The 23,991-nt window shown below is 40.9% G+C and carries 23 protein-coding genes; 19 read left to right on the top strand and 4 right to left on the bottom strand.

The window, feature by feature from the left end; translation table 11 throughout:
- The first annotated feature begins 4 nt into the window (after window positions 1-4).
- The 7 genes from ACO6S2_RS02870 to ACO6S2_RS02840 are packed head-to-tail and all read left to right on the top strand — an operon-like array spanning window position 5 to window position 6,051.
- Complete coding sequence (locus ACO6S2_RS02870; protein ID WP_422361013.1) at window positions 5-952, top strand: HupE/UreJ family protein; 948 nt, start codon at window positions 5-7, stop codon at window positions 950-952.
- 43 nt (window positions 953-995) lie between these two features.
- A complete protein-coding gene (locus tag ACO6S2_RS02865; RefSeq protein WP_422361012.1) occupies window positions 996-2,186 on the top strand; it encodes a porin in 1,191 nt (396 codons plus the stop codon).
- A 24-nt stretch (window positions 2,187-2,210) separates the two neighbouring features.
- Window positions 2,211-2,582 (top strand): hypothetical protein, encoded by a 372-nt coding sequence (locus ACO6S2_RS02860; protein WP_422361011.1) that lies wholly within the window; start codon window positions 2,211-2,213, stop codon window positions 2,580-2,582.
- On the top strand, window positions 2,582-3,466 hold the full coding sequence (locus ACO6S2_RS02855; RefSeq protein WP_422361010.1) for a hypothetical protein: 885 nt from the start codon (window positions 2,582-2,584) through the stop codon (window positions 3,464-3,466). Before ACO6S2_RS02860 ends, ACO6S2_RS02855 begins: the two co-directional genes overlap by 1 nt.
- 30 nt (window positions 3,467-3,496) lie before the next feature.
- Window positions 3,497-4,309 carry a mechanosensitive ion channel family protein gene (locus tag ACO6S2_RS02850; protein ID WP_422361009.1) on the top strand — a complete coding sequence of 271 codons (813 nt, stop codon included), beginning with the start codon at window positions 3,497-3,499 and terminating at the stop codon, window positions 4,307-4,309.
- Window positions 4,310-4,314: 5 nt separating this feature from the next.
- Entirely contained in the window at window positions 4,315-4,722 is a 408-nt protein-coding gene (locus tag ACO6S2_RS02845) for a VOC family protein (protein WP_422361008.1), read from the top strand.
- A 48-nt stretch (window positions 4,723-4,770) separates the two neighbouring features.
- Complete coding sequence (locus tag ACO6S2_RS02840; RefSeq protein ID WP_422361007.1) at window positions 4,771-6,051, top strand: alpha/beta hydrolase-fold protein; 1,281 nt, start codon at window positions 4,771-4,773, stop codon at window positions 6,049-6,051.
- 121 nt (window positions 6,052-6,172) lie between these two features.
- Here the strand turns inward: ACO6S2_RS02840 and ACO6S2_RS02835 are convergent, their stop codons facing one another.
- Complete coding sequence (locus tag ACO6S2_RS02835; RefSeq protein ID WP_422361006.1) at window positions 6,173-8,017, bottom strand: Kelch repeat-containing protein; 1,845 nt, start codon at window positions 8,015-8,017, stop codon at window positions 6,173-6,175.
- A gap of 686 nt (window positions 8,018-8,703) precedes the next feature.
- On the opposite strand from ACO6S2_RS02835, the gene ACO6S2_RS02830 reads away from it, so the two are divergent.
- Entirely contained in the window at window positions 8,704-9,120 is a 417-nt protein-coding gene (locus ACO6S2_RS02830; protein ID WP_422361005.1) for a DUF6326 family protein, read from the top strand.
- 55 nt (window positions 9,121-9,175) lie between these two features.
- Here ACO6S2_RS02830 and ACO6S2_RS02825 read toward each other — a convergent pair whose 3' ends face one another.
- Complete coding sequence (locus ACO6S2_RS02825) at window positions 9,176-12,451, bottom strand: amidohydrolase family protein (protein WP_422361004.1); 3,276 nt, start codon at window positions 12,449-12,451, stop codon at window positions 9,176-9,178.
- Window positions 12,452-12,575: 124 nt separating this feature from the next.
- Window positions 12,576-14,123, bottom strand: coding sequence for a peptidase (locus tag ACO6S2_RS02820; protein WP_422361003.1), 1,548 nt, complete (start codon window positions 14,121-14,123; stop codon window positions 12,576-12,578).
- 94 nt (window positions 14,124-14,217) lie between these two features.
- Here ACO6S2_RS02820 and ACO6S2_RS02815 point away from each other — a divergent pair, with 94 nt between their 5' ends.
- A complete protein-coding gene (locus ACO6S2_RS02815; RefSeq protein ID WP_422361002.1) occupies window positions 14,218-14,997 on the top strand; it encodes an NAD(P)-binding domain-containing protein in 780 nt (259 codons plus the stop codon).
- On the opposite strand, the gene msrB is transcribed toward ACO6S2_RS02815, so the two are convergent.
- Entirely contained in the window at window positions 14,998-15,483 is a 486-nt protein-coding gene (gene msrB / locus ACO6S2_RS02810) for a peptide-methionine (R)-S-oxide reductase MsrB (RefSeq protein ID WP_422361001.1), read from the bottom strand.
- 107 nt (window positions 15,484-15,590) lie between these two features.
- On the opposite strand from msrB, the gene ACO6S2_RS02805 reads away from it, so the two are divergent.
- From ACO6S2_RS02805 to ACO6S2_RS02760, 10 genes are all read left to right on the top strand, one after another.
- Window positions 15,591-15,914 (top strand): TfoX/Sxy family protein, encoded by a 324-nt coding sequence (locus ACO6S2_RS02805; protein WP_422361000.1) that lies wholly within the window; start codon window positions 15,591-15,593, stop codon window positions 15,912-15,914.
- Complete coding sequence (locus ACO6S2_RS02800; protein WP_422360999.1) at window positions 15,911-16,576, top strand: hypothetical protein; 666 nt, start codon at window positions 15,911-15,913, stop codon at window positions 16,574-16,576. Before ACO6S2_RS02805 ends, ACO6S2_RS02800 begins: the two co-directional genes overlap by 4 nt.
- 7 nt (window positions 16,577-16,583) lie before the next feature.
- Window positions 16,584-16,940 (top strand): MauE/DoxX family redox-associated membrane protein, encoded by a 357-nt coding sequence (locus ACO6S2_RS02795; protein ID WP_422360998.1) that lies wholly within the window; start codon window positions 16,584-16,586, stop codon window positions 16,938-16,940.
- A gap of 23 nt (window positions 16,941-16,963) precedes the next feature.
- The gene (locus tag ACO6S2_RS02790; protein WP_422360997.1) at window positions 16,964-17,776 is read left to right on the top strand and encodes an RNA polymerase sigma factor; all 813 of its coding nucleotides are present in this window, start codon (window positions 16,964-16,966) and stop codon (window positions 17,774-17,776) included.
- Between the two features lie 79 nt (window positions 17,777-17,855).
- A complete protein-coding gene (locus ACO6S2_RS02785; RefSeq protein WP_422360996.1) occupies window positions 17,856-18,524 on the top strand; it encodes a DUF2461 domain-containing protein in 669 nt (222 codons plus the stop codon).
- On the top strand, window positions 18,524-18,880 hold the full coding sequence (locus tag ACO6S2_RS02780) for a TfoX/Sxy family protein (RefSeq protein ID WP_422360995.1): 357 nt from the start codon (window positions 18,524-18,526) through the stop codon (window positions 18,878-18,880). The genes ACO6S2_RS02785 and ACO6S2_RS02780 overlap by 1 nt, the downstream gene beginning before the upstream one ends.
- A gap of 97 nt (window positions 18,881-18,977) precedes the next feature.
- Window positions 18,978-19,445, top strand: a complete 468-nt coding sequence (locus ACO6S2_RS02775) for a RidA family protein (protein WP_422360994.1) — start codon at window positions 18,978-18,980, stop codon at window positions 19,443-19,445.
- Window positions 19,442-19,972 (top strand): dihydrofolate reductase family protein, encoded by a 531-nt coding sequence (locus ACO6S2_RS02770; RefSeq protein ID WP_422360993.1) that lies wholly within the window; start codon window positions 19,442-19,444, stop codon window positions 19,970-19,972. The genes ACO6S2_RS02775 and ACO6S2_RS02770 overlap by 4 nt, the downstream gene beginning before the upstream one ends.
- Before the next feature lie 89 nt (window positions 19,973-20,061).
- Window positions 20,062-21,303, top strand: coding sequence for a PDZ domain-containing protein (locus ACO6S2_RS02765; RefSeq protein ID WP_422360992.1), 1,242 nt, complete (start codon window positions 20,062-20,064; stop codon window positions 21,301-21,303).
- A gap of 140 nt (window positions 21,304-21,443) precedes the next feature.
- Window positions 21,444-23,831: an ABC transporter permease gene (locus ACO6S2_RS02760; RefSeq protein ID WP_422360991.1), complete on the top strand. Its 2,388-nt coding sequence runs from the start codon at window positions 21,444-21,446 to the stop codon at window positions 23,829-23,831.
- Window positions 23,832-23,991 lie beyond the last annotated feature (160 nt).

Below are 23,991 nucleotides of genomic sequence, written 5' to 3'. Positions count from 1 at the left end.
AGTCATGAGCACAGCCAAAGGTTTTGCTCATGAAGTGCGACCTGCTTATTTGGGCATCACACAAACAACTGACTCCACTTATCAGATATTTTGGAAAATTCCCGCTCTTGGTGAACGCGCCCCTAAACTATATCCAGTATTCCCAGAACATTGGGAGATTAAAAAAGTGGATGAGCGATTGATTCCAGGTGCAGTGAAGCGCCAATGGGAATTTAAGTCGAGCCTACCCATCAACGGTCAGCAAATATTTATCGATGGTCTAGACAAAACTTTGATCGATGTTTTGATTAATATTGAATTGTTGGGAGCTGAGCAGTATTCCAAAATTATTTCAGCTGATCAGCCATTTTATGAAGTCCCCTTAAAGCCAAGTTCAACGGATGTAATTTGGACTTATTTAGTCTTAGGTGTAGACCATATCATTTTTGGTATTGATCATCTCTTGTTTGTTTTAGCATTGATTTTTGTGACGAGTGGAAAGTGGAAAATCATCAAAACAGTCACCGCGTTTACATTAGCTCACAGTATCACACTGAGTCTAGCAGCCTTAGGGTACGCAAGCATTCCGATTCCACCGGTAGAAGCTATTATCGCATTAAGCATCGTTTTCTTAGCCAAAGAAATCCTTCAGCATGCGCCAGAAAAACCTTCTCTCACTTATAGAAAACCTTGGTTAGTTGCTTTTGCCTTTGGACTACTACATGGATTTGGGTTTGCATCGGCATTGAGCGAAACTGGGTTACCTCAAACGGCCATTCCTTTGGCCCTTGCCTTTTTCAATATTGGCGTAGAATTAGGTCAGATTGGTTTTGTTCTTGTGATATTAATAAGCTTAACAGGAGTTCGTTCATTGAGGTTGGCATGGCCTGTATGGCTTGTGAAAAGTCCAATCTACGCCATCGGTGGCATTTCATTTTACTGGTTAATCGATAGGGTCGTAGGATTTTTTTAATCCAATTGATTACGTTTGTTTTTAACCAATGACCCAATAAACTATGATAATTCGGTTTGTCATTTTTTTATTTTTTGTTTTAACCTACGCACAACTATGGGCTGAAGGCTCGGACTCGACTAAAGCCCCGGCCTTTTATTACGGAGATAAAGGATGGCATCTAGAATCCGCTGACAAAGTTTATTCGACAGACATTCAATTGAGGCTACAGTTTCGATATGCCTACCCCTATGATCAAGACCCTGTGACGCTAAATGATGTTAATATTGAGGAACAACATATTTTCAGAATTTCTAGAGCTCGATTGAAAATTGGCGGGCATGTGTTCAGTCCAAAGTTCAAGTACTACATGGAATATGAATTATCAAATAGCAACCTGTTAGATTTTTGGGGCATGTACAGCTTTCATAAATCATTCAAGATTATGGTAGGTCAATACAAAGCCCGATATAATACGGAAAGAGTAATATCTTCCGGAAAACAAGAGACATTGGATCGCTCTATACTCACTCGACCATTTACCATAGATCGACAGACGGGCATTACCTTTTTAGGCAATCTAGCGGGTGAGGGAGCTCTCAACTTCAGTTACTGGGCAGCTGTGTTTTCGGGCACAGGACAAGGGGATTTTGTAGCAGACGATTCTTACCCTATGTGGAAAGGTAGATTGCAATGGAACATGTTTGGCTCCGTCATGAAGTTTGTGGGTTCTGATTTAGAAAAAAGTAAATCTTGGCGAGGTTATATCGCAGGGGGTTTAGTCAACAATCACAGCCAATTTACTCGATTCTCTCAGTCTGGTGGAGGGCAATTAGAAGGATACAGCGACCCAAGTCTACCAGGCCAATATCATATTACTCAGTTTTTTATTGAGTCAGCATTCAAGAAAAATGGCATTTCTTGGCAACAAGAATTTCACAAAAAGAATATTCTTGATAAAGAAACATCAAACACCCGAACACTTTATGGGAATTATATGCAAGTAGGGTCGTTCCCATCCAGTTACTTACCCTCTTTTCCTTCAAAGTTAGAGCTTGCCTTTCGTTATGCCTTTTACATTCCAGATAGCAATCAAACAGACTTAAAACAAACAGAATATACTTTTTCGACCAACTGGTTTTTCAAAGAACACCTAAACAAACTTACTGCAGAGGTAAGTTATTTTGACATGGACGAAATTTTGGGCCTAAACCCTGGTTGGCGATTTAGGTTCCAATGGGATGTGTCTTTTTAAACAAAATTAATCCTCGATCAGAATATGAACGCCAAAACCCTAATGATACTCAGCGTGATATATCTCGCTACACAAGGCCTATTTTTGACTTTTCTACCTCAAGAAGTAAATGCCTATTTCGACATCAACCCAGAAGGAATGACCGTACTGATTTCGCAGACATTGGGAGCCGCTTTATTGGCATTTTCGATGCTTAATTGGATGACCAGAAACAATATTTTAGGCGGCATTTATGGCAAGCCACTTATGATGGCGAACTTTCTATTCTTCTTTACCTCCGGCATGAGTTATCTCAAAGGAGCGAATAGCGAACTGATTTGGGCTATGGCAGGCGTCTCACTAGTCATCGGATTGACGTTCGGATATGTGGCATTTACTCACCCATTCAAAAAATAATGAAACAGTACGTTTATCTTACAATTTTATTCCTGTCTTGCTGCACAGAACCCAAACGAGAAGTACCTTTTGAGCCCGAAGCCTTTTTGTCTGAATTTGTTCCAGCAGGACAACTGGCGCATGGTGGTGTTTTGTCTCCAGATGGTTTACAGTACTTCCTCACTCTTTCAGATTCCAACTTTCAATATTTCAACGTGGTCATGTCGGAGAATAAAAATGGAAAATGGAGTGAAACCGAGCCTGCATTTTTTAATTCGAGTTATGATGAACATGGGGTTAGTTTTACTGCTAATCAACAGTACATTTACTTCAGTTCGACAAGACCAATTCATAAAGACAGTTTGCCCAACTCTTGGCAAATTTGGCGATGTCGAAAGATATCCAAAGGATGGAGTGAACCCGAATGGGTAGAACTGCCGTCTATGTCAGGTCAATTGGTCTCTCACCCATCCTTTACAAGATCTGACAGGATGTACTTTCATGCGGGTAAAACAGACTATAGTCAGCTCTCCATATATTATGCGGATCAGAATGATGGAAATTTTTCAGCACCAAGAATGGTTGATTTTACAATTAATTTAGAAGGGCTTCAGATCACGCCATATATAGCTGCGGACGAATCATTTCTTATTTTCGGCCATGTTGCCGATGGAACAGAAAGATTGTATTTATCAAAAAACATCAAGGGAGAATGGCAAAGCCCACTAGCGTTGAGTGACAAAATCAATCACAACTGTAAGGCCAATCCTTTTGTTGCTACAGACACCAAATTCCTTTATTATGCGTCCGGAGAATTCAATGATAATGGAATACCCAAGAACTGGATCATTAAGCGGGTTCCATGGAAAGGTATTCCTGATAGTATCAGGTTCTCCAAGAATTGATTAATTTCATTGAAACTAAACGAAAAAACCATGACACTTGAAGAGTTGATGCCTCAGATACTTGACCTTATTTTTGAATACGGCCCCAAATTGGTAGGAGCCATTTTAGTTCTCGTTATTGGGTTCTGGGTAGTTAAAGCCATGACCAATGGCTTCAAACGTTTGCTTGAAGTGCGAGATATTGATGCTTCTCTCAAGCCATTTTTAGTGAGTCTGGTTTCCATGCTACTCAAAGTGATTTTGGTGATTTCTGTTTTGACCACAATGGGTATAGAAATGACGTCATTAGTGGCCATCTTAGGTGCCGCCGGACTTGCAGTGGGCATGGCATTGTCTGGTACCTTACAGAATTTTGCCGGAGGTGTAATGATTTTACTCTTCAGACCTTTCAAAGTAGGTGACTTCATCGATGCTCTGGGTCACTCAGGCAGCGTGCATGCCATCCATATTTTTAATACTATACTCAAAACACCGGACAACAAAACAATCATTATCCCTAATGGAGGACTATCTACTGGCAGCATGACCAATTACTCTACAGAACCAAAAAGAAGAGTGGATTGGACGGTGGGCATTGGCTATGGTGATGATGTAGATAAAGCTAAGGCCGTCATCAAAAAACTGGCGGATGCCGACCAACGAATACACAAAGATCCAGAAGTATTTATTGCCGTTTCAGAGCTGGCAGATAGCTCAGTCAATTTTACTGTAAGGGCTTGGGTGGATGCTGCAGACTATTGGGGGGTCAATTTTGACATGAACGAAAACATCTATAAGACTTTTGCCAAAGAAGGCCTCAATATTCCATTCCCTCAAATGGACGTACACGTACATAAAGACTGAAGAAAATGAACTTATTTCACTATGCATTTAAAGTCAAAGACGTTGAGTCCACTCGTCAATTTTATGTAAATATCCTGGGCTGTGAAGAAGGTCGTTCTACGGAGACTTGGATTGATTTTAATTTTTTTGGTCATCAGCTCTCTGCACATATCAGTGACGACATTCCACCATTAGATTATTGTGGAAAGGTAGATGGAATCAATGTTCCCATTCCTCACTTTGGCTGTCTACTGAGTGCTGCAGATTTTCAAAAAGTAAAACAGAAATTGGAAGGAGCGCAAATCGAGTTTCTTATCAAACCGCAAGAACGATACAAGGGACAAAAAGGTGAACAGCTTACCATGTTTGTATTTGATCACAGCGGTAATCCACTAGAATTTAAATCTTTCAAAAACGATAACGAGGTTTTTTAAACCTAGAACTCAGCAGTTCTAATTTCACTCAACCCAATTATTTCCTATATGCTTTCTTCAAATAGACTCTTCCGTGTTTTGTTATTCCCAACTGTTTTTTTTGCTTGCCAGAAGCAAGAAAGTCCAAGCCCTGCAGCCGCTGCATCGAACACCATCGAAATCGGAGTCACGGACAGTTTATATTCCGACATCTTAGGAGAGTCACGAACGGTTTGGGTACATGTACCGAACAGTGCTAAAAATTCTCTTTTTGGAGACCGTTCATATCCTGTTTTGTATTTGTTGGACGGTAGCGCGCATTTTCATTCTGTTTCAGGAATGATTAACCAATTGAGTACCAAAAATGGTAATATGATCGTACCAGAGATGGTGGTAGTTGCCATCCTGAATACCAATCGGAGCAGAGATTTGACACCATCACACGTTGAGGTTGACACCTATACTGGAGATAGCATTCAATATGATTCTGGTGGTGGCACTGCTTTTCTGGATTTTATTGAAAAAGAACTGATACCCTACATAGAAAAAAAATATCCCGTTACTTCTTACAGAACATTTGTTGGTCATTCGTTTGGTGGCTTGAGTGTGATCAATGCGCTGATATCTAAGCCAGACCTATTCAACAATTACATAGCCATAGACCCCAGTCTTTGGTGGGATAATCAGACATTCATGAGAACTGCAGATTCGGTTTTATCATCTAGGTCGTACACCGGCAAGTCATTGTATATAGGCGTGGCCAATACCATGAAAGATGAATTCACACGAGAAACAGTTATGGGTGATTCTACTCGATCTACACTTCATATTCGATCTAACCTGGAGTTCGCTAATACTTTAGAAGCTGGATTGGATAATGGGCTGAATTTTCAATGGAAGTATTATGAGCATGACACGCATGGTAGCGTTCCATTAATCACGGAATACGATGCGTTGCGATTCATGTTTCCATGGTATGCTTTTAAAAACATAAACCAAGTCTATGACCCCGACTCAAATGCCGAAGACTTACTGAATGATATCGTTACTCATTTCAGTAAGGTTTCCGAGCAATTTGGCTATGAGGTACTTCCTCCTGCAGGTATGATCAATGACATTGGATATACTAAAATGAGGATAAAAAAATTCGAAGACGCTCACCTCTTTTTCGATGTAAACATTAAGAATTATCCTAACATTTCGAATGTGTATGATTCCAAAGGAGATTGCCATCTGGCGCAAGGAGATTCGCTAAAGGCAATAAAACTTTTCACTAAAGCGCTTGAGGTAGGGCCCAACGATTACTCCCAACCTAAGATTGATACTATCAAAAAATCAATGAATTTATAAACCTAAACATTACGCACAGCGGGGTAAGTAAAAAGGGGAAATGATTCCCCTTTTTACACCTAAGTCATAGTCTATCCTGTCATTATAGAATGTTAACCCCTTTGTTGTTCCTAAGAGATTATCATTTATCCAAAACCCATACATCCGTAAAGTACGTGAATGGAAATACAGTCGTGTTCAATCCACCTACTACCCAAAGTTCGTCATTAACTAAAATAGCCTGATGGGCACGTCTTGCTTCAAAATGGCTTCCCGATACACTTGCCGCATTCCAATTTATGCCATCAGCACTGGTCCAAACGTCGTTGGTAAGTACAGCAGCAGATCCTCCAATCAACCACATTTTGTCGTCGTAAACAATAGTCTGATGCGTACCTCTCGCTGAAAAAGATGTGTTTGACAAAGTCTCCTTCTTCCAAGTCACGCCGTCTGGGCTAGACCAAACATCATCTAATCTAACATTGTCTGAATCAAAGCCGCCAATTACCCAAAGTTTATTGTTGAATGCCGTTAAAGTGTGATCGAGCCTGGCATCAAAAGCAGCGTTTGTAGTTTCCTGTGTCCAGGTAATTCCATCTGTGCTTGAATAGACGTCATTTTTAGAGTTCAACCCAGGGGCACGTCCGGCAACTACCCACATCTTATTGTTAAATACAGCTGCTTTATGCCCCGTTCGGCCGGCAAGTGGAGCTGAATTGGTAACCAACGTCCAGGTGATACCATCTGTACTTGACCACACATCGTTCTTACCTTCCCCATCATAACCGCCAATGAGCCAAAGTTTGTCATTGAATTCGATGACTTCGTGATAGTATCTGGCCGAAAAGGCTGCTATAGAGGCTTCTCCCCAATTTATTCCGTCTGCTGTTGACCAAACTTTGTTTGAATACTTATTTCCACTTTCCACTCCACCAATTACAAATATCTTAGATTTGAAACTGACCACCTGAGCCAAATCTACTCCAGTGAAAGTTGGGCCAGATACTATCTTCTCAGTCCATGAAACAGTTTCTACGACATCCGTCAGTGTGAGACTTACAGCGAGCTCTTCGCTAACATCACCCGCAGAGGCTTTTACTACGGCGGTGATCCGTGGGTTAGTTTCAAAGTCGAACAGAGAATTGTCGTTCACTGTCAACTCTCCCGTTTCTGCATTTATTGCCAATGCGTCAGCCGGTGTTTGTGAAAAAATGCTATAAGCAAGATTACCTGTATCCACGCTGCCTGTCACAAGGCCAATGTGATAATCATTTTCCGGGTTTTCCGCTAAGCTGGCTGAAAAGTCCTGGGTAATAATTTCCGTCAAATTGTTAATGGTAATCGTCACCTGAGCTTGCGTCATGTCATTCCCCCCTGTCACTACAACTGTAGCTAGAAACTTTATTCTGGTTTCGTAATCAAATGTCAAAGGATCGTTAATTTTCAATTCTCCTGTTGTAGCATCAATAGAGATGGCATCTACTACGTCCTGTTCACTGATTTTAAATGATATACTGCCCTCACTAGCCGTACCCGATACATTTCCTAAACTTTGACCAGCCTCCGGGTTTTCATTTATGCTTACACTAAAGCCCTCGGTAGATACCACCACGGGAACATCTGTAATTGTAATGGTCACTTTTGCTTCTTCGGATACATCTCCACTCGAAACCGTAACAATTCCAATCACTTCTTTTCTGGTTTCAAAATCAAAAGCAGTAGCGTCATTGACTTTTAGCTCTCCTGTGCTTCCATCAATAATCATAGCATCAGCTGGTTCTTGAGATTTTATGGCAAACACTACTTCGCCTGGATTTGCCGAACCAGCAACTTTACCCAAGGACTGCCCCTTTACTGGATCTTCTTCGAGTGTTGCGGTAAAATCTGCGGTTGTGATTTCAACCGGTATTGTTGCTCCGTCTTCATTGCATCCGGCCAAGAATGCACAACAAAATAGGATAGACAGTGTCAGTCTCAATTGCTTCATAATTTTTTTATTAAATATTAAAATTCCAAAACTCAAGATTTGAGTCAAGGCAAAAATAGAAGGGTGACCGGAGGCTTTTTTGCTTGTTATATTTTCGTAAAGAGTTAGTTGATAAGCGTGTTCTTTTAATTGATAAGCGCAATAAAAAATTAAAGACTATATATCTCTCTCAGCACATATCAGTGACAACATTCCACCATTAGATTATTGTGGCAAGGTAGATGGAATCAATGTTCCCATTCCTCACTTTAGCTGTCTACTAAGTACTGCAGATTTTCAAAAAGTAAAACAGAAATTGGAAGGAGCGCTAATCGAATTTCTTATTAAACCGCAGGAATATTACACAAGGGATTGCCATCTGGCACAAGGAGATTCGTAAAAGACTATAGCGTTTTTCACTCAAGCGCTTGAGGTAGGGCCCAACGATTACTCCCAGCCTAAGATTGATGCGATCAAAGAGGCTTTGAAATAATGATATTCTTAGGCAAAAACCAGAAGGGATTTAGCATGCCATGCCTTCAAATGGTTTTCATGTGAATAAAGAATGATGTCTAACCATGTAGGTTGAAAAAATAGATTTATTCTTTTTGATACAAAAACTTAAATTTTTTTGTATCACAGTTGTGTCAATTAGTCATTTTAATCGTCTACTACAAAAAATGATTTCTAATCAATCAACTTATTTTATGAAAGATTCATTTAAAGACAAACAAATCCTGTTTTCAACTCTTTGGGTATTCTTAACACTGAATTATCTGTATTGTGATGTGTTGACTTTGATGTCTGCAGAAATGCTCAACGCGCTCTTGACAGGAACCGTAGGCGGAATGGAGATGAACGAGACAACTCTGCTCGGTGCCGGAGTAATTATGGAAATATCAATTGCTATGGTTTTGGTATCTCGCATAGCTTCCTACAAGCTCAACCGGATTTCGAATATTATTGCAGGTACAATTAAAACCATCATTATGATCGGCACGCTTATGATGGGAGAGCCTGCGCTACATTATATGTTCTTTGCAACTATCGAAATTGCCACATCAATCTTTATCGCTTGGCATGCTTGGCAATGGAAAAATAACGAAATCATGAAAGTGGATTAAACAAAAAGGGGAGATACTTAAGTATCTCCCCTTTCATTATCGTCTATCAGAACTATTAATGCCCAGCTCGACACGAGCAGCCCGTATCACTGGCTCCGTGCCAATCAAATGCCGGTGCATATCCCGTTTGCTCCCAATAGAATTTACCACGAGGCTTGTCATAGTTGCCCACTTCATTCATCGTATTGGCATCGTACAATCTTCCATTGATCATTGTGTACACAATGGAATTCGAGTTTTGAATATCTTCTAATGGGTTCTTATCCAAGACAATTAAATCCGCCAGTTTGCCTTCTTCTATCGACCCGATTTGATCATCCATGCCGATATAGTTGGCACCATTCAATGTAGCCGAACGAATAGCTTCTAGCGGTGTCATGCCTCCCTGAGCCAATTCCCACAGCTCCCAATGTGCACCAAGCCCTTGAAGCTGCCCGTGAGCACCTAAATTCACCTTTACGCCAACATCCGTTAGTTTCTTACAGCTCTGAGAAGTTAGGATATGCCCATTTTCGTATTCCTTCATTGGGATCATCGTTCTGTGTCTCGATCTCGAATCTATGATGCTCCTCGGCGTAAAAGTCAGAAGCTTCTCATCTTCCCAAACATTGGTCGTTTGGTACCAATAATACTCCCCTGTAATTGAACCGTAGTTTACCAACAGCGTCGGTGTATATCCCGTTTTACTGGCTTTCCATAATTGGATCACATCATTGTGTAATTCACCTACAGGTAAATTGTGCTCTACTCCAGTATGGCCGTCTAGAATCATGGTCAAGTTATGGAAGAAGTTGGACCCTCCTTCTGGCACTACCTCCACTTGCTGTTCATGAGCTGCTTGAATCACCTGCTGACGCTGATCTCTCCTAGGCTGATTGTAGCTCTTTACAGAAAATGCACCGAAGGCTTTCGTTCGCGTGATGGCCGACCGAGCATCATCCAGGTTGTTGACCAATGCCTTGAAATCTCCATCAGCACCGTATAGAATCACTCCAGTAGAAAAAATTCTTGGCCCTACCATGGCACCTGATTTCACCATTTCTGATTGAGAGAATACCATCTCGGTGTTGGAAGATGGATCGTGAGTTGTAGTTACACCATAAGCCAAATTCGTATGATACTGCCAGTGCTGCTGTGGACTCAGTCCATAGCGGAAAGCGCCGAGGTGAGCATGCACATCAATCAAGCCAGGCATGATGGTCTTACCTGCGGCATCAATCACTTTAGCGTCAGCCGGTACCTCAACGTCAGCCCCTACTGCAATAATTTTGTTGGACTCTACGACTACTGTTCCTTGTTCAATCACCTCGTCACCGTTCATGGTGATAATTCTTGCATTGGTGAATGCCACTTTACCTTGAGGCTTATCCGTTGGCAATTGCAAATTGATTTTAACGCCAACCGAATCCATAGGTGGAATACTGTCAGGCGCGCCATCAACAAACAAGAATCTGTCATTGATCGCATTGCTGAAATACTCGTCACCCAATGTCCAATTCAATCTTTTCGAATCATTCGACCATTGGATATTAATTCCGGCATCTTTAGCCACTTGAGCAACTGGCACGTTCGTTGATTTACCATCAAGCGTAATAGTTTTGCCTGCCATTGGCATAGCCGCGATATACACTTTATACAGGTTAGAAAAAGCCACCCATTTTTCATCTGGACTAGGAATGATGCGCTGCCCATATTTAGACTTTACAATTTCTCTTTCGTCCGTTCCGTCCACTTTCACAGACTTCAAGGTCTTTTCCAAAGAGCCGAATAGATAGCCACCCGTTTGGTAATAAATTCGTTCTCCTTTCTGATTGAAGGTTGGGTACGCTCCTTCATCCGTGATTTTAGTAGCTGAAGTTGGTGTTCTTTTTGAAGTGCTTACATTAAGCAAATACAGACCAGGTTCTTTGGTGTTCAAATAACCTTGGTGACCATTTCCTCCTTCTTTTCTGTAGACAATTCTGTTGATATTAGTCGGGTGAAAAGCTGGCTCACGATAGATGGCTTTTTCCGTGGTCAGTTTTACAGGTTTGGATTTTGACGAAGTCATCTCCAAGCGATAGATCGCGCCCATGTTATCATCATTCCAGGTGACGTAGGTTAAGTATTTTCCATCTTTAGAATAAGCTGGTTCGAATTCCAAATCTGTTCCTTTTGTCAATCGACTAGGTGTGCCATTTGGCAAACTCTTTTTCCACAAATAGCCCGTTGCATTAAACACCAATGTTTTACCGTCGGGCGATGTCACTGCCTGGCGGATAGCCTTTGCCGTAAATTGTTCTGGTGCTGCTTCATTTCTAAACTTCAAGGCATCCACGATTTTGTGCGTGGCCGTGGCCTCAAATGGAATCGCTGTGACTTCCATGCTAGACACATTGATCTTTCTGATTTTGCCTTTCGACCAAACAACAATGTGCTGATCATCAGGTGTCCAGTTGAATCCAACAAAAGGTCCAAAAATCGCCCAAGCTTCTTGCTGGTCTTTCGTCAGGTCATCATAGATAGGCCACTCGGCTCCTGTCTTCAAGTCATGTAGATACAACACTGTTTTTTCGCGAACGCGACGAACAAAAGCTAGCTTATCTCCTTGATGAGAAGTAACTGGTCGGATGGCTCCACCTGCTCCTCCCGTGACTCTTTCAATCTTTCCTTTTTCCAAATCATACCTTTTGATCGCATAGATCTGGCTATTGGGGTCTTTGTTGTACTGAAAGTACCCACCTGGGTACATGTCTTCGCTATAGTAGATGTATTTGCCATCGGAAGAAGCCCATGGCTCTCCGATGTCCTGTTGTTCGTTTTTCTTCTCTACTAGTTGAATGCCTGCACCACCTGATTTATGGTACATCCAAATCTCGCCTGCTCCCGCAGAACGCCTTGAAGTGAAGTGTTTTCTGGCATACAGGTAGTTGCCATCAGCAGACCAAACCGCATTATTGAGTAGTCTAAAATCTTCCTTGGTCACTTGTTTGGCCTCTGAGCCATCTATGTTCATCACCCAGATGTTGTCTCCTCCGCCAGCATCACTAGTGAAACTGATTTGCTTACCATCTGGACTAAACCTCGGTTGAACTTCGAAAGCATGACCCTCACGAATTACCGTTGCTTTTCCGCCAGCAATAGGCAAGGTGTATATATCACCCAATAAGTCGAAAACCAGCAATGAGCCGTCAGGGCTGACGTCTACACTCATCCAAGTACCTTCGTCTGTAGTAATGGTTGTTTCCTGATACGACAAGGTAGGTTCTGATACCTTCCATTCTTCCTTATCTTGGGCTTGTGCAGTGCAGAGCATTCCAAATCCCAAGAGCGCAGTCAATAGTTTATTCATGGTCAATCGTTTGTTGTCTAAAATCTAGTTCGAAGTTAAATTATTATTTCTTCCCTGTATAGTAGAAAAAAAGGCCAACCAATAATACTCAGTCAGCCTTTTCTATTTTTTTAGTCTTTATATATCACATATTCGTTGTCCATGCTTTACGCAAGGCTAACTGTTCTTCTGTGGCATCTTGGTCTATCTCAAATACAAACTTTTCGGTTTTGGCTTCTTCACCTTCACCAACCGTTTTTTCAGGAGAAAAAGAAACACCTACTTTTGCATAGTACTCGGCCAACGGCAGTTCTTCATCATTTTTTACATATTTATCAAAGAAGTCAGCTACTTCGGGGTAGGTCATTTCGACAAAAATGTCAAAGAATTCATCTTCAGGAAAAGCTTTCTCCGGGCCATATTTTTTTGACAACTCGTTTACCACCTCGCGCATTCCTCGTTTGCCTTCTGATTTTTCAAGAAGCAAAATGTCTAACAGATTGATGATCACTGCACCTTTGTAGTAAACGTTACCATAATTTTTTCTACCAGACTCCATAAATGAGGTTTCGGCAATTTTTGTCAAGCTATAGTCAGAATCAAAATAGTAATCATTTACTCTCAACTTGTAATTGAGCTGACCCAAAAGCTCTTCCAATGTCATGAGGCCTCCCCTCACTTGCATCATATCAGAAGCCCACTCGGTAGTGGATTCATATAGCCAGAGATGTGCAGATGGTGTAGGTGTTACAAAGTTGAACTGCTGGATAATCTCGCTATGAATGTTGAGCGGTGTAATGATATGAAAGAATTCATGTGCAGCCGTACTGGTGATTTTTGACCCTCCATCTACGGCATAATCGTCTTCTATGTACACATATTCAGAACTGTAAGAGTGCTCCCAAGCCCCTGCGTTAAAATCTTCAAAATGAAAAAGGAAGGTATACCTTTCTACAGGAAATTCCACAACAAATTCATTGGCAGCCTGGAGCATGGCGCTCATGCTTTCTAACAAGTCTTCCGACTTAATTTTATCAGTTTTACTATAGGTGTAGAGTTCGACCTTAGTTCCATTGAAATCGGCACTGGCGTTTGACAATCGACCCATCAAAATTGGTGAGTCGACAGCATGATCGAAGTTCTTAGCTTCATAGGCTCCTTTTTCGTTTTTAGAAAGTGCCGTTCCTATTTTCCATTCTTCTGGATAGGATAATGCTATGGACAGTGGCTGACCCTGCATACCCTGAGGGTATCCAATCACGCAATGTGCATTGAATAACACATGATCGTCCTCCATGGAGGTACCACACATTTTATAAATCTCCATTTCCTCCACAGGAGTGTCCCATGTTTCTGCTACGCGGTACTCAATTTTGTTGATCTTTTTAGGGTTAGAGAGTACCCATTGGTTTTCACCTTTCTTCTTTGTCTCAATTTCATTTCCTTTTTTATCAAAGGCCTTAAAATCTCTGACAAAGCGACCAATATTCATGGTCTGGTAGGTTCCAGGCGCTGTAGAGGCAAATTGATAGATGTTGTTTTCTTCTGACAACCCCTTTACATCCAGAGTAACTTTGAATTCATCGTTGCTGCGATCATTCAAATTGATGCTGTAATTCAGGCTCGTTTTTTGACCGCAAGAAACGAGTATCACCCCAACGATCATCAAGCTTGTTGTAAATAGTTTTTTCATTTTTAGAGTTTTTTGACTTTCAACAGGCAATATAAGATTTGCCCCTATAACATCGTACATCTTTGTGATGAACGGAATAGTTTAAATTCGCGGCATGCAAACCATTAGTATTTTAGGATGTGGCTGGTTGGGGCTTCCTCTTGGCGAACACTTAGTCAAAGTAGGCTATCAGGTAAAAGGTTCAACCACTAACAAAGATAAGTTGCCTAGGCTCGAAAAAGTGGGTATCAAACCTTTTCAATTGGCATTTAATCCGAGTCTGGTAGGAGATTCTGCTGATTTTTTCGAATCAGGTATCACCATTATCAACCTCCCCCCACGCAACCATAATGGTGAGGTTAACTTTCACGAAAACCAACTTAAATCTATTCTTGATCACATCAGGTCAGACAAAGTCATTTTTGTTAGTTCTACGGCGGTATATCCAACGAATAATGAGATGGTAAATGAAGATGATGCCAGTTCAGTCTGCGTCACTCGTGGTGGAATACCTCTGCTCCAAATGGAACAACTATTTTCAAATAACCCCGTTTTCGAAACTTCTGTAATCCGCTTTGGTGGACTGTACGGGCCGGATAGACATCCTGGGAAGTTCTTGGCAGGAAAGAAGAATTTGGCAGGAGCCAACAATCCAGTCAATATGATTCATTTGGAAGATTGCATCGGGGTGATTCAAAACATCCTTGAACAAAATATATGGGGAGAAGTTTTCAATGCTTGTGCCCCTTCAGATGAAACAAGGCAGTCTTTTTATGAAAAGGCTGCCATAGAACTAGACATAACGCCACCCACATTTTCCGACGAGTTGGCACCATTCAAAAAGGTCAGTTCAGAGAAACTTATCAACACGACGGGCTATCAATTTAAGCACTAGCTATTTCTCTTCTTTAAATACCAAACTAGCAGAATTGATGCAATAGCGCAGACCGGTTGGTTTCGGGCCATCTTCGAAAACATGACCGAGATGTCCTTCACATTTGGCGCAGATCACTTCGGTTCTGACCATCCCGTATTTATAATCAGCCAAATCAAGCAAACTGGTGTCCGTAGCATAAGTGTAGAAACTAGGCCAGCCGCTTCCTGATTCAAATTTGGTCTTGGATTCGAAGAGTGGGTTGGCGCATGCAGCGCAGTAAAACATGCCTTTGCGTTTCTCTTTATTCAACTCGCCTGTCCAGGGACGTTCTGTGCCTTTTTCACGTAGAATGTTGTATTGCATTGGAGTGAGTTGCTTCTTCCATTCGGCTTCGGTCTTAACGACTTTCTCTTTAATAGTTGAAGTACTTGCTTTCTTTTCTTGGCCTTGTGTGGTACACGCAGTGAAGAGGATAACTGCCACTGCCGAAACAAATGTTTTCATAATTATTCTTTCCTTTCCCTGATCAACATAAATTTATTAGAAATAATTCAACCCTTTGATAAAGTATGCATCCATTGGATTTTCACTAAATTGAATTAAAAAATGAAATGGGAATTAAAGGAGACAAACGAACCAATGAATCCGCTTTGACAGCTGCACTTATGGTAGATAGGCTCGCCGCCATTCCTGGCATCACTTCCAAAGGGATGTTTGGAGGGCAAGGTCTTTTCCATGAAGGTAAAATGTTCGGACTTGTTGACTCCAAAGGGCAAGGGTTTTTAAAGGTAGATGATAGCAATCGAGCAGTATTCGAAAAGGCCGGAGCAAAACGACATGGCAAAATGCCTTACCTTTCAATTCCCCAGCAGATTCTCAATAACCCGGACCAACTGGCCCAATGGGCACAAACTTCGATCAACCTTTCAAAATGACTAGATACCTTTTCGCAGTATTCATTTTTTTGACTTCTTGCCAAAGTAAAGAATCCAAACAAACTCAAAGTACTGCTTCCCAATCTGACACTATTGTCCTCCGCTTTGATGTCAACGAAGAATTGGCAGGATCCGCTTATCGGGAAAAGGCTACCGGTTATCTGCTCGTGGTGAATCAGGACAGTACCTTATATTTTCCTGCTTTTACTAAATCTAAAAAGGACGGCCGTGTAGGTTTGATTCTCGGTTTGCATCCATCACTGACCTATGCTGAGCAGATGCAACAGCTACAAGTTATTCTTCCTTACGCCGCCAGGGATTACAATTTTGATTCTTTATCTGGAGTTTACGTTGGTCGGCTATCACAAACAGGCGACTTGGCCATACAAGTAACCAACGAATATCTGGATAATTTTGGTGGATACGTCTCTACTGCGACTACAGCATATGACACCATTGCCAGTTTCCTCGCCACCTCTCAACTAGGGCGTGACTTCAATAAACTTTTTGCTCCTTATGATGTATCTGTAGTTGGCGCGTCTGTGGAAAAAGTTTTTTATACCGAAATCTACGGACCTATCAAGATTGACTCGGCCCAACACGCACAGTTTCCCGAGAAGGTTTTGGATGCCATGACCTGGGTGAGGTTGGAAAAGCGTTAAGTTAAACATGGAGGCCAATAAAGATATATCTCTGCTTTTAATTACAGCGTTCTACATTTTCGCTGGAGTGAGTCATTTTTTCAGTCCAAGATTCTTCTTGAAGATTATACCCAAATGGGTGCCCTATCCGAAAGTAGTCAACCTGGCAGTTGGAGCCATAGAGATCTTGCTAGGTGCAGCCATATATTTCGAAGAAACAAGAATGTTGGCGGCCTGGGGAATTATTGCCTTACTAATAGTGGTATTTCCGGCCAACATTTATCATTATCAGCTCGCCCGTCAAAAAAATAGACAGGTGATAGCTACACTGATTCGCTTGCCGCTGCAGCTTTTATTAATTTACTGGGCTTACACTTTTGTATAGAGTTGTTCATAAATCAGAATAAAGTGGCTAATTCAAATACCGAATCGTATGAAAACCAATTCCTCCAGTTCAAAAATGAATTGACTTCATTTGTATTTAGACTGGTGTCCAACCGAGCCTTAGCCGAAGATCTGGTACATGACACCTACTTGAAGGTGGTTGAAAAACTTGAAACATTTAGAAAAGAGTCTTCCTATAAAACCTGGGTGTTCGCCATAGCGCATAATCTGGCCAAAAATCACTTGGCCAAGCAAAAAAGATGGCGAGAGGATGCTCAGCAGATCAACGCCAAATTGCATATCAATTCCGAAGAGATGTTCAATAAAATGCAAGGTGTTTACGACAGTAACCCAGATAAAGGATTTGAACTGAAGGAGCATATAACTTACTGCTTTAATTGCATGACCAAGACTTTAGTAGTCGAGCAGCAAGTTTGTATCTGGCTCAAAAATGTCTACGACTTTAAAATTTCTGAAATCATGACAATTACGGGTCTGAGTGAGGGTAAAGTCAAGCATGCTGTTGCTGATGCTCGAAAAAACTTGACCCGAATCTTCGGCGAAAAGTGTGCATTTGTCAGCCAGAAGGGTACCTGCCATCAATGCTCATCGCTGAAAGGCATACTAAACCCGGAGCAAGATGAACAATCGAAAGCCAACGAAATAAAGATGGTACGAGAAGGTGCCAATCCCGATAAAGAAAAACTCTTAGACCTCCGTCTGGAATTGGTAAAGAACATGAATCCATTGGAAGGTTCAAGTAGTCACCTCCACATCTATTTTTTAGAAAATAGTCCCAAGTGGGTCAAAATGGCCCTTTCTGAAGAAAAATTGTAATTTTTTTCAAAATCCCGTCCGTTTCATCTCGCTCATTTGTCTAAAGGGAAACATTGTTTAAACTTTATTCTATTTAGAAATGAAATACTTTACAGAATCATTTATTACTTTTTTCGAAGAGTTGGCTAATAACAATCAGAAAGAATGGTTTCATGCCAATAAGAAAAGATATGAATCAGAGGTTAAGAAACCGTTTGAAACTTTTCTTTCAGATCTAATAGCTGCCATTCAACAAGAAGACCCCTCACTCTCTATTTCGCCTAAAGACTGCGTGCTCAGAATTAACAGAGACTTGAGATTTTCGAAAGACAAAACGCCATACAACCTACACTATTCAGCTGTAGTTTCTCATACCGGACGAAAGGATAAAAGTGTTCCAGGTTTGTTTTTGAGATTAACTCCAGAAGAAGTAGGTATTATGGGCGGTGCTTATGTTTTAGACAAAGATCAACTTAAGGCTATAAGATCCAATATTATGAAACAACCTGAAACCATCCAAAAGTTAATAAGTGATAAAGCATTCCAATCTAAGTTTGGAGACCTACAAGGAGAGGAAAGCAAAAGAATGCCTGCTGAATTTCAAGAAGCTTCAGAGCAGAATCCCATACTTCTTAAGAAACAGATCTACTTCATGTCTAAGCGAGAGTCTACATTGATCACCTCAGATCATCTACTTCCAGAGCTGATGTCTTACTGGCATGCTGCTCGCCCTTTAAACGAATACCTCACTTCAATCATTAGAAAATAATGGCGTATGATGAATTGTTGTTCGATCGCATTTCCCGGACATTTCAAGAACTGGGGATAAACGCCGAAGCCAAAAGGCTAATGGGTGGCCTTTGTTTTGTTCTCCAAGGCAAAATGTGTGTGGGTACCAGCATAGATAAAACAAATGGAAAACCCCGACTCATTGCTAGAATTGGAGAGTCTCAAGTCCTTAAAGCCTTGAAAAATGACTATTGCTTACCGTTCCAACCTACCGGAAAAGTGATGAAAGATTTCGTATCGATTTATGATGAAGGTATTGATTCTGACGAAAGTTTAACAAAGTGGGTAAAGTGGTCTATCGACTTTAATCTTCAGCTTGATGAGAAAAAGAAGTAATCCATTTGTTTCATGCGCTGAAAATTATTTCTGACAATACTAAATCCGAAAAAGGAAAGGATTCGTATGGGTTGATGAACTTAATTCTTAAATGCGTATGAATCTGCTTTCAACCCTAGCCAATCTCAACCTTCAACTTCCAGAAGTATCGACACCCGGAGGTTCGTACACTTCTCTAAATATTCGCGGCACTATCGTTTATGTCGCTATTCAATTTCCAATACTGAACGGAGAGCATTTATATAAAGGGCGGTTCGGAGTTGATCTTTCTACCGAGCAAGGCTATCAAGCTATGGAGTTATGCGCACTCAATGTGCTCGCTCAAGTCCATCACAAAATCGGTTTTGAACACATTGAAGGGCTCAATCATTTTGATGCCTATTTTCAAGCCGACAATGGTTGGGATGATTCACCCTTGGTAGTAAATGGTGCGTCGGATTTATTTGTAAAAGTGCTTGGAGAAAAAGGCACTCATTCAAGAGCTATTTTTGGTGTAGATCAATTACCTCGTAACTTCGGTGTTGGACTTACTGCGACGCTCACTCTTAATACTTCTGAAAAATGAAAAAATGTAAACTATACATAGCCTCCAGCATAGACGGTTATATCGCCAGAGAAGACGGCTCGTTGGATTGGTTGGATGCGGTACCCAACCCGGACAAATTAGACTATGGATATTATGCCTTCTACGAATCTGTTGACACCTTGATCATGGGTCGAAAAACTTATGAGGAAGTGCTCGGCTTTGGGGTAGACTGGCCTTACCCAGATGCTAAAACTTATATAGTAAGCAGTCGAGAAGTTGAAATCAAAACAAAAAACACCTATTTGATCAATAACCCTCTTGAAGACAAGGTTAAAGAATGGAAAAGAGAGAACGGCAAAGACATCTGGGTGGTGGGTGGTGGAGTGCTCATTTCTTCTATGCTCGATTTAGGACTCATCGATGAAATGTTGCTGACAATCACTCCCGTAATACTTGGAAGCGGAATTCCACTATTTCCAAACAACCCAAAAGAGACCAAACTTGAATTAGTCAAGACCGAAGCTTTTGATACAGGGTTTGTGAATCTTACTTACAAAAGAGTCTAAAGCTCCTACCGTTCATCCTAAAACTGATAACCAAATAAGGGAATTTTATTGGGAATTGTTATCTTCTAGATTATTCAGCTAGGAGAAAAATGAAAAAACCAATACTTCGGGCGTTTACAATGGCGCTAATCTTTAGTCTTTCAATTGCTCAATCTCTTCACGCTCAGTTTGGATTTGCCTTGCCAAAAGGGGAAGAAAGTGTAGAGGTTCCATTCCAGAACTTTAACAACCTCATTGTTTTAGAAGTTACGCTCAAAAACAAAGTAGCTGTCAATTTCATCTTGGACACCAGTATCGAGCACACGATTCTCACTGAAAAAGCCGTAGGAGATTTTTTGGAATTCCGATATGCGAGAAAAATGAAACTGGGTCAAAATGGTGATCAAATCTATTATGGCCATGTTGCTGTCGATGCCAAAATGTCTCTGTCGGACAGTGTATCAACCGGTGACGTCTCTTCGATGTTGGTGTTAGAAACGGACTATTTGAATTTGGCCGGATTGGCGGGAACCAAGGTTCATGGACTCATAGGCTATGACGTGTTCAAAAGTTTTGTAGTAGAGGTGGATCATACAAAGTCTATTCTCACCCTCCACAAACCAGAGTCATTCACCAAACCCAAAGGATACAGCGAACTACCAATGAAGATAGTTGAACGCAAACCATATATTGAAACCGAAGTGGTACTTGAAAGTTGGGAAAAGCGAAAAATGAATTTTATGATTAAAACAGGAGCAAGTCATGCCGTGTTTTTTGAGGATGATTCAGTAGACTATTTTCTGCCCTACCGAAATTTGGAAGTTCCAATAGGCCAGTCGTTCGGCGGTGAAGTTCTCGGCCACGTAGGTCGGTTGAGAAATCTCAATATTGATGCGTTTTCATTAGAAAATCCATTAGCAACTTTTGCTAAGCCAGAGCATATCAATCAAACCGAAGGCTCCAAGAAGTATGGTGACGGGTCTATAGGCCAAGGTGTGCTACAGCGGTTTAACCTAATCTATGACTTTCACCACTCTAAAATTTACCTCAAAAAAAACAACAGCTTCTCGGACCTTTTTGAATATGATATGAGTGGGCTAAGTATTGCCGTAAAAAACGAGAAAGATTATTCTTTTGGCATCAAGTCTCTTAGAAAAGGATCACCAGCAGAAGAGTCTGGGTTGCAAGCTGGAGACATCATTTTATCTATCAATGACGAACCTCTCACTATTGATAACTATGGTCAGTTCTTGAACCTGTTTCTTACCAGAGAAGGTAAAAAAGTAACTTTCATAATTAAGCGAGGAGAAGAGCAAATTGAATGCAGTTATAGATTAGCCCGATTTATTTAATATTCGCGTACACTTTGTTGTCCAGTACTGGACATTATAAGCTATCCTCAGGGGTTGTCTTATTCGTAAATATCTCAAATTCTGATAGTTAAAGACTTCGGCACATCATTTGTCAAAAATAGAAGCAGAACTATACGACTATGCTTAGAAATTATATAACCATTGCCATTCGCAATATTCAGAATAGCCCTGTCTATTCCACAATCAACGTGATTGGCCTTACGATTGGAATCGTGAGTAGTTTGCTGCTGTATCTTTATGTAGATTTTGAAAAAAGCTACGATAGTTTTCATTCCAACATGGAAAACATCTACCGGGTCACTACAAAAGCCAATGTTCAAGACACCGAATTTCATGTTCCGCTTGCGCCATCACTTGTAGGTTCAACCTTAAAAAACGAGTATGGTATTATCGAAAATTTCGTCCGGGTGACAAGCAGAGGCGAAATGTTGATTGCGGTCGATGAAAACTACTTCTATGAAAATGATATTATGCAGACCGACTCGTCATTTTTTGAGGTCTTCGATTTCGAATTGCTTGAAGGGAATAAAGCTTCTTGCCTTAGTGAGCCAAATACCATGGTCATTTCTAAAACCCTTGCCGAAAAATGGTTTCCCAATGTCTCAGCCATTGGCCAATCCGTAAAAACGGATGGAGAAGACACGAAGATCATTACGGCTATCATGGCAGACCCCAAAATCAACTCTAGCATTCGTGCACATGGCTTAATGTCTTATGGAACGAATACACCTGGACAAGACTCCTGGGGTAACATGAATGATCAAATTTATTTAGTGCTTTCCGAAGACTCCGAAGCCAGTGAAATCCTGCCTATAATGGGCCAAATGTATGATAAATACATGGCGCCTATTTATGACCAGTTTGGTGCTTCGGCAGAATTTTTTCTACAGCCCCTAGCAGAAGTTCACCTCTATTCCAATTTCGACATGGACTTTGGCGCTGAGGGCGATATCAGTTACTTATATATTTTTAGCGCTATTGGTTTTTTTATGTTGCTTATCGCCTGTATCAACTACATGAATTTAGCCACAGCAAGGTCTGTATCCCGCTCTAAGGAAGTCGGTATTAGAAAAGCTATGGGTTCTTATAAAACTCAACTCATGAGTCAGTTTGTAACCGAGTCTATAGTGATTGCTTTTATCTCACTTGGCATTAGTCTGATTCTAACATTTTTTCTAATTCCACACTTCAATGAATTGACCAACCTTTCTATTGATCAGAATTTTATCAACCTCAAGATGCTGATGATTTTGTTTGCTGTGGTTTTATTTGTTGGACTAGTGGGCGGAAGTTACCCAGCGTTCTATTTGTCAAGATTTAAAGCAGCAGAAGTGTTGAAAGGCAAGTCTCAAAAAAGCAAGGGCAATGAATCCCTGCGCAAGGTACTTGTGGTAGCTCAATTCGCCATATCATTAGGAATGGTAGTAAGTACCTGGATTGTTTTTGATCAGTTAGAATTTCTGAGAACCAAGGAGCTTGGCTTTAACCGTGAACAAGTAATCACTGTAGCCCTGGAGGGAGAAAAAGTAAGAGAAAAGCTAGATGTACTGTCTCAAAAATTACTTCAAAACCCAAATGTAGAATCCGTAGGATCCGGCTTTGGTGTACCTGGTACAAACACAATGAGCATGAGCGGCATCCGAGTGGAATCCGCAGATGGTCTAATGATTGAAAAGATTTTTCAGAACATCACAGTAGATAACCAATACTTTTCAACATTAGAAATACCAATTGTCGAAGGACGTAACTTTTTGCCTGAAATAGGAAATGATACGGCCTCCTCAGTCATGGTCAACGAAGAAATGGTTCGTGAAATGGGCTGGGTAAATCCAATAGGAAAGAAATTCGCTCGATTTATTAATGATGATTTGGAAACTCAGGAATTTACCGTAGTTGGCGTAGTTCGGGACTATCACTTGATATCCTTGCAAGAGCCAATAGCCCCCCTCGTGGTTTATAATGACATTAATAACGGGCAAATGATTGTGCGATTGAAAGCTGACAAACTATCATCAACCATGATGGAAGTGGAAGAAATTTTTAAGTCAGTAGTAACCAATCGCCCCTTCGAATATGCCTTTTTAGATCAAGGATTCCAACAACAATACGTAGCGGATGAAAAAAGAGGAGAGGTATTCGCCATATTTTCAATGTTGACCATTGCTATTGCTTGTTTGGGCTTATTCGGCCTGGCCTCTTACACGGCTGAGACCAAGAGAAAAGAGATAGGCATCCGAAAAGTTGTTGGGGCCAGTGTCATAACCATCATCATCATGATGTCAAAAGACTTTCTTAAGCTCATTATTCTTTCTATGATCGTCGCATTTCCTATTGCTTACTATTTTATGGATCAATGGCTGGAAGACTTTGCTTACGCGATGGAACCAAGTTGGACCAGTTTTGCCTTGTCTGCTGTCTTCACCCTAGTCATTGCATTTGCCACTGTGCTCTACCACTCACTCAAGTCAGCTGTGGCCAATCCATCTTCAGCCATAAGGGATAATTGAAAAAATGAGATAGAAATGAAAAGCGGTTTTATACCGCTTTTTTTATTTACACTATTCGCTTTTCTGCCAATATATTTGCCATTAAAAACAATTATTGACATCAAATAAGATTGCTGTTTAATTATTTGAATATTGTGCTTAACTTAATGAAAATTTGTCC

It is taken from the genome of Reichenbachiella sp. (assembly GCF_965233835.1).
Lineage (GTDB): Bacteria > Bacteroidota > Bacteroidia > Cytophagales > Cyclobacteriaceae > Reichenbachiella.
Note: the sequence above shows the minus strand (reverse complement) of the source record. Positions and strands in the feature narration are given on the sequence as shown.